This window comes from Parafrankia discariae (assembly GCF_000373365.1).
Lineage (GTDB): Bacteria > Actinomycetota > Actinomycetes > Frankiales > Frankiaceae > Parafrankia > Parafrankia discariae.
Genome location: NZ_KB891221.1, coordinates 29,368 through 45,448, shown reverse-complemented (window position 1 = coordinate 45,448; position 16,081 = coordinate 29,368). Strand labels below are relative to the sequence as shown.

At 73.3% G+C, this 16,081-nt stretch carries 11 protein-coding genes and 1 pseudogene; 6 read left to right on the top strand and 6 right to left on the bottom strand.

Annotated features, from left to right (window positions below; all coding sequences use genetic code 11):
• Positions 1 to 64 precede the first annotated feature (64 nt).
• From rhaI to B056_RS37160, 6 genes are all read left to right on the top strand, one after another.
• A complete protein-coding gene (rhaI, locus tag B056_RS0119115) occupies positions 65 to 1,231 on the top strand; it encodes an L-rhamnose isomerase (RefSeq protein ID WP_018503470.1) in 1,167 nt (388 codons plus the stop codon).
• Positions 1,228 to 3,267: a bifunctional rhamnulose-1-phosphate aldolase/short-chain dehydrogenase gene (locus tag B056_RS0119110; RefSeq protein ID WP_026239870.1), complete on the top strand. Its 2,040-nt coding sequence runs from the start codon at positions 1,228 to 1,230 to the stop codon at positions 3,265 to 3,267. Before rhaI ends, B056_RS0119110 begins: the two co-directional genes overlap by 4 nt.
• A gap of 2 nt (positions 3,268 to 3,269) precedes the next feature.
• Entirely contained in the window at positions 3,270 to 4,664 is a 1,395-nt protein-coding gene (locus B056_RS0119105; protein WP_018503468.1) for a rhamnulokinase, read from the top strand.
• Positions 4,665 to 4,690: 26 nt separating this feature from the next.
• Positions 4,691 to 5,947 carry an alpha-hydroxy acid oxidase gene (locus tag B056_RS0119100; protein ID WP_018503467.1) on the top strand — a complete coding sequence of 419 codons (1,257 nt, stop codon included), beginning with the start codon at positions 4,691 to 4,693 and terminating at the stop codon, positions 5,945 to 5,947.
• Between the two features lie 147 nt (positions 5,948 to 6,094).
• Complete coding sequence (locus tag B056_RS0119095; RefSeq protein ID WP_018503466.1) at positions 6,095 to 8,497, top strand: glycoside hydrolase family 78 protein; 2,403 nt, start codon at positions 6,095 to 6,097, stop codon at positions 8,495 to 8,497.
• A 355-nt stretch (positions 8,498 to 8,852) separates the two neighbouring features.
• Positions 8,853 to 9,275 carry a GntR family transcriptional regulator gene (locus B056_RS37160; protein WP_018503465.1) on the top strand — a complete coding sequence of 141 codons (423 nt, stop codon included), beginning with the start codon at positions 8,853 to 8,855 and terminating at the stop codon, positions 9,273 to 9,275.
• Positions 9,276 to 9,328: 53 nt separating this feature from the next.
• Here B056_RS37160 and B056_RS0119085 read toward each other — a convergent pair.
• The 6 genes and pseudogenes from B056_RS0119085 to B056_RS0119065 all read right to left on the bottom strand — a co-directional run.
• Positions 9,329 to 9,589, bottom strand: a pseudogene (locus B056_RS0119085) (ABC transporter ATP-binding protein); the annotation flags it as partial.
• Positions 9,590 to 9,656: 67 nt separating this feature from the next.
• A complete protein-coding gene (locus tag B056_RS40770) occupies positions 9,657 to 11,225 on the bottom strand; it encodes an ABC transporter substrate-binding protein (RefSeq protein WP_084647189.1) in 1,569 nt (522 codons plus the stop codon).
• Positions 11,226 to 11,345: 120 nt separating this feature from the next.
• Positions 11,346 to 13,007 carry a glycoside hydrolase family 3 C-terminal domain-containing protein gene (locus B056_RS44515; protein ID WP_268258378.1) on the bottom strand — a complete coding sequence of 554 codons (1,662 nt, stop codon included), beginning with the start codon at positions 13,005 to 13,007 and terminating at the stop codon, positions 11,346 to 11,348.
• On the bottom strand, positions 12,977 to 13,720 hold the full coding sequence (locus tag B056_RS45410) for a glycoside hydrolase family 3 N-terminal domain-containing protein (protein WP_268258377.1): 744 nt from the start codon (positions 13,718 to 13,720) through the stop codon (positions 12,977 to 12,979). Before B056_RS45410 ends, B056_RS44515 begins: the two co-directional genes overlap by 31 nt.
• Positions 13,717 to 14,775, bottom strand: coding sequence for a Gfo/Idh/MocA family protein (locus B056_RS0119070; protein ID WP_018503462.1), 1,059 nt, complete (start codon positions 14,773 to 14,775; stop codon positions 13,717 to 13,719). Before B056_RS0119070 ends, B056_RS45410 begins: the two co-directional genes overlap by 4 nt.
• A 14-nt stretch (positions 14,776 to 14,789) precedes the next feature.
• Positions 14,790 to 16,043 carry a glycoside hydrolase family 1 protein gene (locus tag B056_RS0119065; protein WP_020572580.1) on the bottom strand — a complete coding sequence of 418 codons (1,254 nt, stop codon included), beginning with the start codon at positions 16,041 to 16,043 and terminating at the stop codon, positions 14,790 to 14,792.
• Positions 16,044 to 16,081 lie beyond the last annotated feature (38 nt).

The following is a 16,081-nucleotide window of genomic DNA, read 5'->3' as shown; positions in this document are numbered from 1 at the left end:
TGTGTGACAATTTACAAGATCTCACAGCGGCCGGAAGGGCTGGCGACCGGAAGGGCTGGCAGTGATGCGGGCATTCAGCCAGACGACAGAGGATCTCGCTCGGCAGGAGATCGAGCTGCCCTCGTGGGCGTTCGGGAACTCCGGGACCCGGTTCAAGGTGTTCACGCAGCGTGGCATCCCGCGTGATCCGTTCGAGAAGGTCGCCGACGCGGCGCAGGTGCACCGGCTGACCGGGCTCGCGCCGTCGGTCGCGCTGCACATCCCCTGGGACGTCGTCGACGACTTCGGCAAGCTGGGCGAGCACGCGCGGGCCAACGGCGTCCGGCTCGGCACGATCAACACGAACACGTTCCAGGACGACGACTACATGCTCGGCAGCCTCTGCCACGTCGACGAGCGCGTCCGGGCGAAGGCGGTCAGACACGCCCTCGACTGCGTCGACATCATGGACGCGACGGGCAGCCGCGACCTGAAGATCTGGCTGCCCGACGGGCTGAACTACCCCGGCCAGGCCGACCTGCGCGACCGGCAGGACCGGCTCGCCGACGCGCTGCGCCAGATCTACGCCCGGCTGGCGGAGCACCAGCGGCTCGTGCTCGAGTACAAGCTGTTCGAGCCGGCCTTCTACGCGACCGACGTCCCCGACTGGGGCACGGCCTACGTCCACTGCCTCGCGCTCGGCGAGCGTGCCGTGGTGTGTCTGGACACCGGCCACCACGCCCCGCACACCAACATCGAGTTCATCGTGATGCAGCTGCTCCGGCTGGGGCGGCTGGGCGCGTTCGACTTCAACTCCCGTTTCTACGCCGACGACGACCTGATCGTCGGCGCCGCCGACCCCTTCCAGCTGTTCCGGATCATGACCGAGGTCGTCCGGGGTGGTGGCTACGACGAGGGCAGCGAGGTGACCTTCATGCTCGACCAGTGCCACAACATCGAGGCGAAGATCCCGGGCCAGATCCGATCCGTGCTCAACGTCCAGGAGATGACGGCCCGCGCGCTGCTCGTCGACCGGGTCGCGCTCGCCGAGGCTGAGCTCGCCGGCGACGTGCTGGCCGCGAACGCCGTCCTCATGGACGCCTTCTACACCGACGTGCGCGCCGACCTCGCCGGCTGGCGTGAGTCGCGCGGGCTGCCCGCCGACCCCCTGGCGGCCTTCCGGGCCAGCGGTTACGCCCAGCGCGTCGCGGCCGAGCGGGTCGGCGGCACCCAGGCAGGGTGGGGCGCGTGAGCGGGAACCGGACCGTCGCCGAGCTCCTCGCCCGGTCGAACCGGCTCGGAGCCGACCCGCGCAACACCAACTACGCGGGCGGCAACACCTCCGCCAAGGGCGTCGAGACCGATCCGGTCACCGGCCGCGACGTCGAGCTGATGTGGGCCAAGGGGTCGGGCGGCGACCTCGGCACGCTGACCGAGTCCGGCCTCGCCGTGCTCCGGCTGGACCGGCTGCGCGCCCTCGCGGACGTCTACCCCGGCGCGGACCGCGAGGACGAGATGGTCGCCGCCTTCGACTTCTGCCTGCACGGCCGGGGCGGTGCCGCGCCCTCGATCGACACCGCCATGCACGGGCTCGTCGAGGCCGCGCACGTCGACCATCTGCACCCGGACAGCGGCATCGCCCTCGCGACCGCCGCCGACGGTGAACGGCTCACGAAGGACGTGTTCGGCACGAAGGTCGTGTGGGTGCCGTGGCGGCGGCCGGGCTTCCAGCTCGGCCTCGACATCGCGGCCGTGCGGCGGGACAACCCCGGCGCCGTCGGCTGCATCCTCGGCGGGCACGGCATCACCGCGTGGGGCGACACCAGCGAGGAGTCCGAGCGCAACTCCACCTGGATCATCGAGCGGGCGCGGCTCCACCTCGAGCGGCACGGGCGGCCGCGGCCCTTCGGCGCCGTGGTCGACGCCCGGCGCGCGCTGCCGGCCGAGCGACGGCGCGCCCGGGCCGCCGCGCTCGCGCCCCACCTGCGCGCGGTGGCGTCCCGCGACCACCGCATGGTCGGCCACTTCACCGACAGCGACGCCGTCCTGGAGTTCCTGGCGAGCGAGAAGCTGTTCGCGCTGGCCCGGCTCGGGACGTCCTGCCCCGACCACTTCCTGCGGACGAAGGTCCGCCCGCTGGTGCTCGACCTGCCGGCCTCGGCGTCACCCGAGGAGTGCGTCGAGCGGCTCGCGGAGCTGCACGAGGCCTACCGCGACGACTACCGCTCCTACTACGAGCGGCACGCCACCGGCGACTCGCCGCCGATGCGCGGCGCCGACCCGGCGATCATCCTCGTGCCGGGCGTGGGCATGTTCTCCTACGGCCGGGACAAGCAGACGGCCCGGGTCGCCGGCGAGTTCTACGTCAACGCGATCAATGTGATGCGCGGCGCCGAGGCGGTCTCGTCCTACGCCCCGATCCCGGAGAGCGAGAAGTTCCGGATCGAGTACTGGGCGCTGGAGGAGGCGAAACTGCGCCGCCTGCCGTCCCCGAAGCGGCACGCGGGCCGGGTCGCGCTGGTCACCGGCGCGGCCAGTGGCATCGGCCAGGCCACCGCGGCCCGGCTCGCCGCCGACGGCGCCTGTGTGGTCGTCGCCGACCTAGACCCGGACAGGGCCGTGTCGGCGGCAGCCGATCTCGGCGGCGCCGATGTCGCGGTCGGCGTAGGTGCCGACGTGACGAAGGCGGACGAGGTCGAGGCCGCCGTCGAGGCGACACTTCTCGCCTTCGGCGGGATCGACCTCGTCGTCAACAACGCGGGCCTGTCCATCTCCAAGCCGCTGCTGGAGACCACCGAGCGGGACTGGGACCTGCAGCACGACGTCATGGCGAAGGGGAGCTTCCTCGTCGCGCGGGCCGCGGCGCGAGCCATGATCGACCAGCGGCTCGGCGGTGACATCGTCTACATCGTGTCCAAGAACGCGCTGTTCGCCGGGCCGAACAACGTCGCCTACGGCGCCGCGAAGGCCGACCAGGCGCACCAGGTCCGGCTGCTGGCCGCCGAGCTCGGCGGCCACGGGATCCGGGTCAACGGCGTCAACCCGGACGGCGTCGTGCGCGGCAGCGGCATCTTCGCCGGCGGGTGGGGCGCACAGCGCGCGGCGGTCTACGGCATCCCCGAGGAGGAGCTCGGCGCCTTCTACGCCCGGCGGACCCTGCTCGGGCGGGAGGTGCTGCCCGAGCATGTGGCCAACGCGGTCGCGGCCGTGTGCTCGGGCGAGCTCAGCCACACGACCGGCCTGCTCATCCCCGTCGACGCCGGCGTCGCGGCCGCCTTCCTGCGCTGACGATGGCCGCCCGGGTGTTCGCCGCCGTCGACATCGGCGCGTCCGGCGGCCGGGTGATGGCCGGGCTGGTCGAGGGCGCGGCGGTGTCCCTGCGCCCGGTCCACCGGTTCACCAACCCGCTCGTCGAGACCGCGGGATCACTGCGCTGGGACTTCGACCACCTGCACCGCGAGATGCTCCGCGGGCTGCGCAGACTGGCCCGGGAGTGGCCCGCGCTGGAGTCGATCGGCATCGACACCTGGGCGGTCGACTTCGGCCTGCTCGACGGTGCCGGCGAGCTGCTCGCGCCACCCGTCGCCTACCGGGACGGCCGCGCCGCGCGGTTCGTCGACGACGTGCACGCCGCGGTGCCACCGGAGGAGCTGTTCGCCGTCAACGGGCTGCAGTTCCTGCCGTTCACGACGCTGTACCAGCTCGCCGCGCAGCGGCGCGGCCCTCTGTGGGACCGGGCCGCGCACGTCGTCCTGGTACCCGACCTGCTGGCCTACCGGCTCACCGGCCAGCTGCGCACCGAGCTCACGAACGCCTCGACGACCGGCCTGCTCGACGTCCGGACGCTCCAGTGGTCCGACGAGCTGCTGCGGCGCCTCGACCTCCCGCGCCGGCTCCTGCCGGACCTCGAGACGCCCGGTACCGTCCGCGGCGTCACTCACGCGCTCGGGCCGCCGGTCCCGGTGACGACGGTGGGCTCGCACGACACCGCCTCCGCCGTCGTCGGAGTCCCGGCGACGACCGACAGCTTCGGCTACGTCTCGTGCGGAACCTGGTCGCTGGTGGGCCTGGAGCTGCCGGCGCCGGTGCTCACCCCGGACGCCCGCGCGGCGAACTTCACCAACGAGATCGGCGTCGACGGCCGGGTGCGGTTCCTGCGCAACGTCGGCGGGCTGTGGCTGCTGCAGGAATGCCTGCGGGAATGGAACAACCCCGACCTCGAGGATCTCCTCGCCGCCGCCGCGGCGCTGCCGCGCGGCGGCCCGGTGATCGACGTCGACGACCCCGCGCTCATCGCGCCGGGAAACATGCCGGCCCGGATCGCGGCGGCCGTGCGCGACGGCGACGGCGACGGCCGGGTGCCCCGGACGCCGGCCGCGCTCGCGCGCTGCGTCGTCGACTCCCTCGCCCTCGCCTACGCGCAGACCCTGCGGCGGGCCGCGGACCTGACCGGGCGAAAGGTCGAGGTCATCCACCTCGTCGGTGGCGGCTCCCGCGGCGAGCTACTGTGCCGGCTCACCGCGACCGCGGCGGGGGTGCCGGTCGTCGCCGGGCCGGTCGAGGCGACCGCGCTCGGCAACGTCCTCGTCCAGGCACGGGCGTACGGCGCCGCGCCGGCCACCCTGGAAGACCTGCGCGAACAGCTCGCGCGCGCATCGACCCTCCGGAGGTACGAGCCGTCATGAGGCCCCTGGCGACACTGCGTTCCGTAATGCGGTTCGGACCCGTCGAGACCGACCCGACCGAGCGGCGGCTGGCCCGGGCGGCCTCGGTGCACGACCTGCGGCGGCTGGCGCGCCGGCGGCTGCCCGGCGGAGTCTTCGACTACATCGACGGCGCCGCGGAGGACGAACGCACCCTCGCCGCGAACGAGCGGGCCTACGCCGCCACGACGTTCCGCCCGCGGGTGCTGCGCGGCCTGCCCGAGGTCTCGATCGGCACGGAGATCCTCGGCGCGCCGGCGGCGTACCCGCTCGTGCTCGCGCCCACGGGCTTCACCCGCATCGCCGATCCGCAGGGGGAGCTGGCGGTGGCCCGCGCCGCCGCCCGCGCCGGCCTTCCCTACACGTTGTCGACCCTGAGCACGCGTTCGATCGAGGAGGTCCGCGCGGTCAGCGCCGGGCGGCTGTGGTTCCAGGTCTACGCCTGGCGCGACCGCGGCCTGGTCAAGGAGATGATCGACCGCGCCGCCGCGGCCCGCTACGAGGCGATCGTGCTCACCGTCGACACCGCCGTCTTCGGCCGCCGCGAGCGCGACGTCCGCCGAGGCTTCTCCCTGCCGCCGACCATCGGCCCGGGCACGATCCTCGACGGCCTGCTGCATCCCGGCTGGACCTGGCAGTTCGTCCGCAGCGAACCGATCCGGTTCAGCAACGTCGCGGGCCGCGAGGTGGGCGACGGCGCGTCACCGGTGACGCTGTCCGACTACATCAACACCCAGTTCGACCCCGGCCTGTCCTGGGCGGACCTGACCTGGCTGCGCTCGGTCTGGGACGGCCGCGTGATCGTCAAGGGCATCCAGACCGTCGCGGACGCGAAGCTCGCCGCCGAGGCCGGCGTCGACGCGATCGTGCTGTCGAACCACGGCGGCCGGCAGCTGGACGGCGCACCGGCCACCCTGCCCCTCGTCGCTCCGGTGGCCGACGCGGTCGGCGGTCGCACCGAGATCATCTGTGACGGCGGGGTCCGGCGCGGCAGCGACATCGTCAAGGCGGTCGCGGCCGGCGCGACGGCGGCCATGGCGGGCCGGGCCTACCTCTACGCGCTCGGTGCCGCCGGGGAACGCGGAGTCGACCGGCTGCTCGCCTGGTTCGCCGCCGACGTCCACCGCACCCTGGCCCTCCTGGGCGCGGCCGGAGTCACGGACCTCGAGCGCGGCCACATCGACGTGCCTTTCGAGCCGGCAGACCCGGCCGCACCGTCCCGCATCGCCCCGCCCCGCGCCACACCGCCCCGCCCGCCTGCCTGACCGGCCCCGGCCCGCCGTCGGTCGCCGGTTCCGCCAGAGATCGAGGTCCCATGCCCCCTCACTGGAACGCCGCCTTCATCGCCGCCCCGTCCGACCCGGGGCGGGCGGGATCCCGTACCGGCGCCGTATCTGCGCCGGGAGTTCACCGTGGGCGCCGGCCTGCGCTCCGCCACCCTGCACGTCACCGCGGTGGGACTGATCGAGGCCCACCTGAACGGGGCCCCGGTGGGAGACGAGGTTCTCGCTCCGGGCTGGACGTCCTACCGGCATCGCCTGGTCGTGAGCAGTCACGAGGTCACCGGCCTGGTGGTGGAAGGCGTCAACGCTCTCGGCGCCGTCCTCGGTGAGGGCTGGGCGGTGGGCAGGCTCACCTGGGAGGAGGGCAAGCGGGCCGTCTGGGCGGACCGCCCGGCAGGGTTCCTGCAACTCGATCTCGACTACGGCGACCGCGTGGAGGTGATCGTGAGTGGTGCCGACTGGCGTGCCGGTACCGGGGCGACCCTGGCGGACAGCATCTACGACGGCGAGACCCACGACGCGCGACGGGAACCGGCGGGCTGGGCCGAGCCCGGCTTCGACGACGCGGAATGGTCGCCGGTCGAGGTCGTCCCACGCGACCTGAACACCCTGATCGCGCCGAGCGCGCCGCCGATCCGGCGGGTGCAGGAGCTGCCCGCCGTCGACATCCTGACGACGCCGGAAGGTCGGACGGTCGTCGACTTCGGGCAGAACCTCTCGGGCTGGGTCCGCCTCACCGTCCGCGGGGAGGCCGGTACCACGATCGTCCTGCGGCACACCGAGACCCTGATCGACGGTGAGGCGGACTTCCGGCCCAACCGGACGGCGCTCGCGACCGACCGCTACGTTCTGCGTGGCGGTGGCCCGGAGACGTGGGAGCCGCGGTTCACCTTCCACGGTTTCCGCTACGTCGAGGTGGAAGGGTGGCCCGGTCGCCTCGACACCGAGGCGATGACCGCGGTGGTGGTGCACAGCGACATGCGCCGGACCGGTTGGTTCGAGACCTCCGACGAGCTGGTGAACCAGCTGCACCGCAACGTCGTCTGGTCGATGCGCGGCAACTTCGTCGGCGTGCCCACCGACTGCCCGCAGCGCGACGAGCGGCTCGGCTGGACCGGTGACATCAACGCCTTCGGCCCCACCGCCGCGTTCCTCTACGACGTGCGCGGGGTGCTGGGCTCGTGGCTCACCGACCTCGTCGCCGAGCAGCGCGAGCAGGGTCACGTGCCACTGGTCGTCCCGGATGTGGGGGCAATGCCGATCACGACGCCCACCGCGCTGTGGGGAGACGTCGCTGTCAGCCTGCCGTGGACGCTCTACCAGCAGTACGGCGAGCGGGAGCTTCTCGCCGCCCAGTACGAGTCCATGACGGCCTTCATCGACAGCGTGGAGGCCAGGCTGGACGAGCGGGGACTGTGGAGCTCCGGCTTCCAGCTCGGCGACTGGCTTGATCCCGACGCGCCCCCGAAGAACCCGGCCGGCGGGAAGACGGACGCCTACCTGGTCGCCTGCGCCTACCTGTGCCACACCACCCACCAGCTGGCGCGGACCGCCGCTGTTCTGGGCCACGCCGGCGACGCCGCCCGGTACACGGCACTGCACCAGCGGGTCCGCGTGGCCTTCCGCGACGAATGGGTCACCCCGTCCGGCCTGGTCGCCAACGACACGGCCACCGCCTACGCCCTGGCCATCTGCTTCGACATCCTCGACCCGGCCCAACAGGCGCGCGCCGGCCGCCGGCTCGCCGAGCTGGTCGACAAGGCCGGACACCGGATCAGCACGGGCTTCGCCGGCACGCCGCTGGTCGCACACGCGCTGAGCCGCACCGACCAGCTCGACACCGCCTACCGGCTGCTGCTGCAGACCGAATGCCCTTCGTTCCTCTACCCGGTGACGCGGGGCGCGACGACGATCTGGGAGCGGTGGGACGCGATCCGTCCCGACGGATCGCTGCACGACACCGGCATGACGTCGCTCAACCACTACGCCCTGGGCGCCATCGCGGACTGGCTGCACCGCGTCGTCGGTGGCCTCGAACCCGTCGAGCCCGGCTACCGGCGGATGCGGATCGCGCCGCGGCCCGGGGGCTGCCTCACCCACGCCACGCTCACCCACGACACCCCGCACGGCCGGGTGCGAGTCGCCTGGCGCCAGGAACCCGACGGCCATCTCACCGTCGACGTCGCCGTCCCGCCAGGCGCCACCGCGGACGTCGTCCTGCCGGGCCACCCCGACGAGCTGACCGTCCAGGCAGGGCCGGGCAGCCACCGGTGGGAGTACGACGTCCCGATGCCGGAACGGCCCGTCCACACCCTCGACACCCCGCTCAAGGAACTCTTTCGCGACTCCGCGCTGTGGGCCGCGCTCCAACCGGTCCTCCGCAGGCACCTTCCCCAGTTCGCCGACGCCGACAGCGGGACGGAACCGTCCCTGCCGAGCCTGCGTGTCCTGCTGGGGTACTTCCCGGCGCAGGCCCCAGCTCTCGAGGCCGACCTGGTCGCGGTGCTCCAGGAGCGAACCGTCGCCGGCTGACGAAAGGCCGCGCAGGCAGTCCGGTCGTAGTACGGGCAGCACCTCATGGACGGCAGAACAGGGCTGGACGACAGGCGGGGACCCTGGGCCATCCTCGGCGATCGCCAAACTCGCCTACCTTGACGCAGATTCTATTGAATGCAGAGTGCGCAAGAGTTCGGTCGAAGGGGATCGTGAGTGGATCAACATGTCACCGAGATCCCAGCCGGTCGGGCCGGGCCCGCGGCTGATCCGGCCGAGCCGCCAGCCGGCCCGAGCGCGGCGGGCATCTCGGCACAGCTGGGACGGATGCATCACCTCGTCTACGTGGTGCGGGCCCAGGAGGCGACCCGGCACTTCCGTCCACGAGGGCATCATGGTGGCCCAGTTCAAGTCCGGCGACTTCGTGCGGACCGAGCACCTGGCCGCCGAGCTCGGGGTGAGCCAGACTCCCGTGCGGGAAGCGATGATGATCCTGCAGAGCGAGGGATCGGTGCGCTGGGAGCCGCGGCGCGGCTACCGCGTCGCGCCGATCACCCGGCAGGACGTGAGCGACCTCTTCCAGGTCCAGGCCTTCGTCGCCGGTGAGCTCGCGGCTCGGGCCGCCGAGCTGCTCGACGACGAGGCGCTCAGCCGGATCGAGGGGTGGGCGGCCGCGTCGGCGCACGACCACACGCCCGTCCTCGCCGCCCTGCGCGAGCGTGACCCCGACGGTGCCCGCACCGCGATGACGGAGCACATCCGCCACGTCGGCGAGCAGCTCGTCGACCACCTCCGCGGGCAGGGCACACTGCACTGAGCGGCTGAACCCGCGCCGCGGGCGGACGGCGCGGGCGCGTGACCGCACGGGACTCAGGCGACCGACTGCTCACGGCAGTACGAGCGGTACGTCGCCGAGGACTGGAGCAGCGAGGCGTGGGTGCCGGCGTCGGCGACCCGGCCGCGGTCCATCACGACGATCTGGTCGCAGTGGCGGATGGTGGCGATCCGGTGCGCGATGATCAGCGACGTCCGCCCGGACAGCAGCCGGTCCAAGGCGTCGAGCACGGCACGTTCGCTGCCGGCGTCGAGCGCGCTGGTCGCCTCGTCGAGCACGATGACGGGGGGATCCTTCCCTGGCCGGTGCACCCACCGCGGGACGGATGAAGCCTAACGTGGAGTTACTAGTGCGCGCAAGTGGCTAATCGGATGCCGGCGGCCCCCGCCGGCTCCCGACCGTGGCCGCGACGGCCGCCGCCGCCTCCCGGTACCGGCGCAGGACGAGGGGGAGCGGCTGCGCCGTGCGGGTGACGGCGTCGGCGCGGGGCCACGACGGTGGCGCGCCGCCGTTCGAGCGGGCCAGGACCCTCGCCGCCTGCCGGGCGGCGCCGTCGGCGACGTACTCGCCGGGCACGGGCACGGCGACGGGCACGCCGAGGATCGCGGGCGCGATCTCCTGGACGGCGCGGGACCGGGCGCCGCCGCCGACGAGCACCACCCGGTCGACACGTACGCCCTGGTCGCGCAGGGCGTCGAGGCAGCCCGCCAGCAGGCAGAGCACGCCCTCGACGGCGGCGCGGGCGAGGTTGGCCGGGGTCATCGACGCCGGCGTGAGGCCATACAGGGAGCCGGTGGCGGTGGGCAGGTTCGGGGTGCGCTCACCCTCGAGGTAGGGCACGAACACCAGGCCCGCGGCACCCGGCCGGGCACTCAGGGCGAGCCGGCTGAGCTCGTCGTGGTCGACGCCGAGCAGGGCTCCCGTCGCGTCGAGGACGCGGCTGGCGTTGAGCGTGCAGGCGAGCGGCAGGTGGTGGCCGGTAGCGTCGGCGAAGCCGGCCACGGTGCCGGTGGCGTCGCGGGTGGCGGCGGTGGCGACCGCGGCGACGACGCCGGAGGTCCCCAGGGACATCAGCGCCTCGCCCGGCCGCAGGTCCAGCCCGAGGGCCGCCCCGGCGTTGTCGCCGCACCCCGGCCCCAGAAGCAGGTGGCCCCAGCCGGCGGCGGCGTCGCCCCGCCCCGCGACCGCCTCGGGGTCGGTGACGGTCGGGAGCATGATCCGTTCGACGTCGCCGGGCTCGCGGCGCAGCGCCAGGGCCAGCAGATCCCGTCGGTAGGCGCCGCTGGCGGCGGAGTAGGGGATCACCGCGACGGCCGTGAGCCCCAGGGCCTGCAGGTCCCGCGAGTAGGTCGCCACGATGTCGGAGCTGAAGGCCGACTGCCCCGAGGTCACCAGGGCGACCTTCCGGCCGCCGCCGGCCTGGATGTACCGGCCGATGATCTTCGGTGAGGCCGAGTACATGTAGGAGAACATGTTCGTGTGCCCGGCCCAGGCCGGTTCGGCCGCGAGCCCGGTGACGGGCACCCCCTCGCGGGTCAGGTAGTCCAGCGACCCGCCTGTGACAGCGCTGCTCAGCACCAGCCCGAAGACGGAACCGGCGCGGATCAGGCTTTCGGTGACGTTCGTGTTGACCGTGTCCGAGCTCTCATCGTCGCGCCACTGGTAGGCGATCCGGCGGCCGTGAACGCCGCCCTCGGCGTTGGCCAGGCTGATTCTCGCGTCGAAACCGGCGCGGGCGGAGGAGAAGGCACTGCCCGCCCCGCCGGAGTCGGAGTACACGAACCCGAGCGTGATCCGGTCGGGTGTCACCCCGGGGGCGTCGCAGGTCGCGACCGCGTCGGGCCGGGATCCGGACGTGGAACAGGCGGTGCCGGAGAGGAGGATCGCGGCCGCCGCCGCCACTGCCGATCTGGCCAGGGTGGGTGAACGCATGCGGGTTTCCTTCAACTGTGCTCGGTGCGGACTGCGGAGATCCCGGGTGGTCGCCAGGCCAGGGCGACGCCGGCTCTTCCTCCGCGGTCGGGATACGGGACGGGGATCCGCCGGGCGCCGTCAGGCGCGGCGGGCGGACAGCGGGACGGTCCGCGAGCAGCGGATGTCGTCGCTGCTGAGCGCGGCCAGCACGGTGACGTCGCCGGCCTCGAGGCCGCGGGCGCCGTCGGCCATCGTGTAGAACAGCCGCTCGACCGGGGCTTCGAGGAGAACGCGCCGTGTCTCCCCCGCGGCCAGGGCGAGACGGGTGAACCCGAGGAGCTGGCGGACGGGGCGGACGACCGTCGCCGCCTCGTCCCGGGCGTAGAGCTGTACGACGGTCTCGCCGTCGACGGTGCCGGTGTTCGCCACGAGGAGCCGCGCCCGCAGCAGGCCGTCGCTCTCCTCGACCGCCGGTTCGGCCGACTCGTCGAGGGTGACGTCGAAGGTGCTGTAGGACAGACCGTGCCCGAAGGCGTAGCGCGGGGTGTCGTCGTCGAGGTCGTTGTAGCCGTGCCGGGTGCCGGTGGGGTGGTCGTAGCCGCTGCCGAAGTGGTGCCCGTGGTAGGTCGGGATCTGGCCCAGGTGCCGGGGGAAGGTGCTCGGGAGCTTTCCGCTCGGGTTGATCGTCCCGAACACGGCTCCGGCGATCGCCGGGCCGGCTTCCTCGCCGAGCAGTGGCGCGAGCAGGACCGCGCGGGAGGCCCGAGCCACGGTGTCGAGCAGGAGGGGACGTCCGGAGACCACCACGGTCACCAGGGGCTTGCCGGTCGCGGCGAGCAGAGCGACGAGCTCGTCCTGGTCGCCGGGCAGGCCGGGGGACGCGGTGGACCGGCCCTCACCGGCGGTGTTGTTCCCGACCCAGCCGGTCCGCTCGCCGACGAGGGCGATCACCACGTCGGCGCCGGCGACCGCCGCTGTCACCGCAGCCTGGTCCAGCACCGGCCCGGGGTCGGCCTCGAAGTGGCCGAGCGGGACGAACGCGACGGTCGGATCGAAGCCCCGCAGCGCGTCGAGCGCGGTGGGCGCGTCGGGGTGGATCCGCCGGGCCTCCGCCTCGAACCTCTCGTCGAACCCGGGCATCCGGGGCTGGAAGATGTCGGTGAACATGAAGGTGGCCGGATCGACGCCGGGCACCTGCCCCGTCATCACCGCCGTCATTCCCAGCGGCATCTCGGCGTTGGCGACGGAGGTGTAGGCGCCGAAGTGGACGCGCAGCTCGTCGGCGGCCGGGCCCACGACGACGACGCGCCCACCGCGGGGCGTCAGGGGCAGGGTGCCGTCGTTGGCGAGCAGGACCAGGCCGCGGGCGGCGATGGCACGGCGCACCTCGGCCGCCTCCGCCCGGTCGGGGGGCGCACCGGCGGCCGATCGCGCCGCCATCCCCGGGATGAGCCCGACGCGGGCCTTCACGGTGAGGACCCGGGTGACCGCCGTGTCGAGGACACCCTCGTCGAGGTGGCCACCGGTGACCTCGTCGGCCAGGTGGGAGAAGTTCACGTCGCCGGGGAGCTCGACGTCCAGGCCCGCGCTGATCGCCTGGACGGCGGCCTGCCCTTCCGACGATGCGGTGTGGTAGATCGTCCGCAGCATGTCCACGGCGTCGTAGTCGCTGACCACGATGCCGTCGAAGCCGAGTTGGTCACGGAGCAGTTCGGTGAGCAGCCAGCGGTCGGCGGCGCAGGGGACACCGTCGAGCTCGTTGTAGGAGTTCATGACGGCGGCCAGGCCGGCTTCGGTGATCGCCCGACGGAACGGCTCGGCGTACTCGTCGACCAGGGCGCGGCGCCCCAGCTGGGTGATCGCTGGTTGAGGCCGCCCTCGGAGGCGCCGTACCCGGCGAAGTGCTTCCCCGTCGCGAGCAGACCGGAGCCGCCCCCGGGGCCCTGGACGCCCCGGACGAAGGCGACCGAGAACTGGGCGGCGAGCTCGGGGTCCTCGCCGTAGGTCTCGTGCACCCGGCCCCAGCGGGGGTCCCGCGCGAGGTCCATCACCGGGGAGAGGGCGAGGTGGATGCCGGTCTGCCGCATGTGGGCGGCGCTCACGGCCGCCGCGCGGGTCACCAGCGCCGGGTCCCAGGTCGCCGCCTGCGCCCAGGCGGTCGGGAACTGCGACCCCGAGACGTGCAGGAAGCCGTGGACGGCCTCGTTGTGCGCGAGGGCCCCGATGCCGAAGGGGGCGACCTCGCGCACCGCCGACTGGATCCGGTCGAGCGCGGACCGCAGGTTCGCCGCGTCATGGCCGAGGAACCAGGCCAGGGACAGATGGCCCGCCCCGTGCGGGCGCAGCGCCGGCACCCGGCTCACGTCGATCTCGGGACTGGCCGGGCGCGGCCCCTCGCCGCGGACGATGAGGTCGGTGACCGCGAACCCGGTCAGCTGGGCGATCTTCTGCTCCAGCGTCAGCCGGGACACCGGGTCCGGGACCGTGCCGGGGCTCAGCGTGCCGCGGGTCACCTCGGGGTTCCTTCTTCTTCGGTCGGGTAGCGCAGGCCGATCTGGGCCCGGGCGGCGTCGAGGGTGCGCATGACCGACACGGACTCCGCGAGCGGCATGACGTCGCTTTCCGGTTGCCCGGCGCGCAGCCGGTCATGGACGTGCCGGGCCTGGTGGTGCAGGCCGCCACCGGCCCTGTCACCGGGGTCCCCGTAGCCGGGGCCCGTTCCGGTGCGGACAGGAGGGTCGAGGGCGGCGGGCAGGCTCAGGTGCTCGGTGCCGAACGGGCCGCGCACGACCAGGTCGTCCGGGCAGTGCATCATCGCGGGCAGCTCGATGCTGCCCGTGGTGCCGGTCACGCGGCCGGTGCAGGCGAGGCCCGCCCGCAGCGATGCCTTGGCGAGCGCCACCGCGCCCGTGTCGTAGCCCGTCAGGACGGCGGTGTGCTCGTCGACGCCGGTCTCGCCGAGCTGGGCGAACGCGGCGACCCGGTTCGGTTCGCCGAGCAGCATGCTGGCCAGCGACAGGGGATAGACGCCCAGATCGAGCAGGGCGCCGCCGCCCTGGGCGGGGTCGAACAGCCGGTGGGACGGGTCCAGCGGGAGCCGGAAGCCGAAGTCGCCGTCGACGGCGAGGACGGTGCCGATCGCGCCGTCGGCGACCAGCTCCCGGATCCGCACGTAGGCGGGCAGGAAGCGGCTCCACATCGCCTCCATCAGGAACTGCCCGTGGGCGCGGGCGGTGGCCACCATGTCGGCGGCCTGGTCCGCGTCGAGGGCGAACGGCTTCTCGCACAGCACGCCCCGCCCGGCGGTCAGGAACAGCAGGGTGTGCCGGTGGTGGTGCGAGTGCGGGGAGGCCACGTAGACGACGTCGACGCCGTCGTCGGCGGCGAGCTCCTCATACGACCCGTACCTGCGTTGGCGGGGCACCCCGAACTTCTCGCCGAACTCCTCGGCCGTCCGCCGCTGCCGGGAGCCGACGGCCACCAGCTCGGCGTCGGGCAGCCGGCCGAGCGCCTGCGCGAAACCGTTCGCGATGGAGCCGGTGCCCGCGATCGCCCAGCGAAACGACATGAGACGTCCTCGATTCAGGCGGGTCCGCCGGCGCGGGCGACCTTGCCCAGCCAGTGAGCGGAGGGTTTGACGGTGCGGGCGAAGGTGGTGCGTTCGACGGCGACGAGCCCGAAGGTCATCTGGTAGCCGGAGGTCCACTCGAAGTTGTCGAGCAGCGTCCAGTGCAGGTAGCCGCGGACGTCGACGCCGTCGGCGATGGCGCCGGCGAGTCCGTCGAGGGCGGCGGTGGTGTAGGCGATCCGGGCGGCGTCGTCGTCGGTGGCCATGCCGTTCTCGGTGACCAGCACCGGCACACCGGCGTGTTCGGCGGCGAGGCGGACGGTGTGGCCCAGCGCCTGCGGGTAGATCTCCCAGCCGGTCTGCGTGGTGGGGGCTCCGGTGGGAACGGGCAGGACACCGTCGGGGCCGACGCGCTCCCGGGTGTAGGTCTGGACGCCGACGAAATCGTCGTCGCGGGAGACGTCGAGCCAGTCGAGCAGGGCCGCCTGGCGTACCGCCTGCCAGCGTTCCTCCCCGCCGTCGGCGGGCTGGAGGTCGATGAGGGCCAGTGTCCAGCCGACGGCCGGGTTCCCGGGACCGGACTTGATGGCCTCCACGGCCTTGCGGTGCGCCCTCGCCATCACCTCGACACTGGGGGCGGCCCACGCCGCGCCCGACCGTGCCTCACCCGACCCCGCCTCGCCGGACCCGGCCGCGCCGGGCTCCTGGCGCTCGTTGTCCGTCGACAGGCCGAGGACCTCGTCGCGGGACGCGGCCGGGACGACACCGAGATGCACCATCAGGGAGATGACGTTCGGCTCGTTGAACGTGCACACCCAGGGCACGAGGTCACCGATGTGTTCGGTCACCCGGCCGGCGTACCGGGCGAACCGGTCCGCCGCCTCCGGGTTCCCCCACCCTCCCGCGTCGGCGAACCACCGCGGGGTCGAGAAGTGGCTGTAGGTCACGACCGGGGTGACCCCGTGTTCGAGGCAGGTGCCGACCATGCGGCGGTAGTGGTCGAGGGCGGCCCGGGAGAAATAGCCCTCCTCCGGTTCGATCCTCGCCCACTCGACCCCGAACCGGTAGGCGTTGAGGCCGAGACCGGCCAGGGTCGCGATGTCCTCGGGATACCGGTGGTAGTGGTCGCAGGCGTCTCCCGACGGCTCGGTGAACGTCGAGTTCCTCGCCCATTCGCTGCGCCACATGTCGGAGTTGACGTTGCCGCCCTCCACCTGGTGCGCCGCGGTCGACGCACCCCAGAGGAAGTTTTCGGGGAATGTGCTCATGGTCGTTGCATCTCCTGGGCCAGGCACTGTCGTGGGGC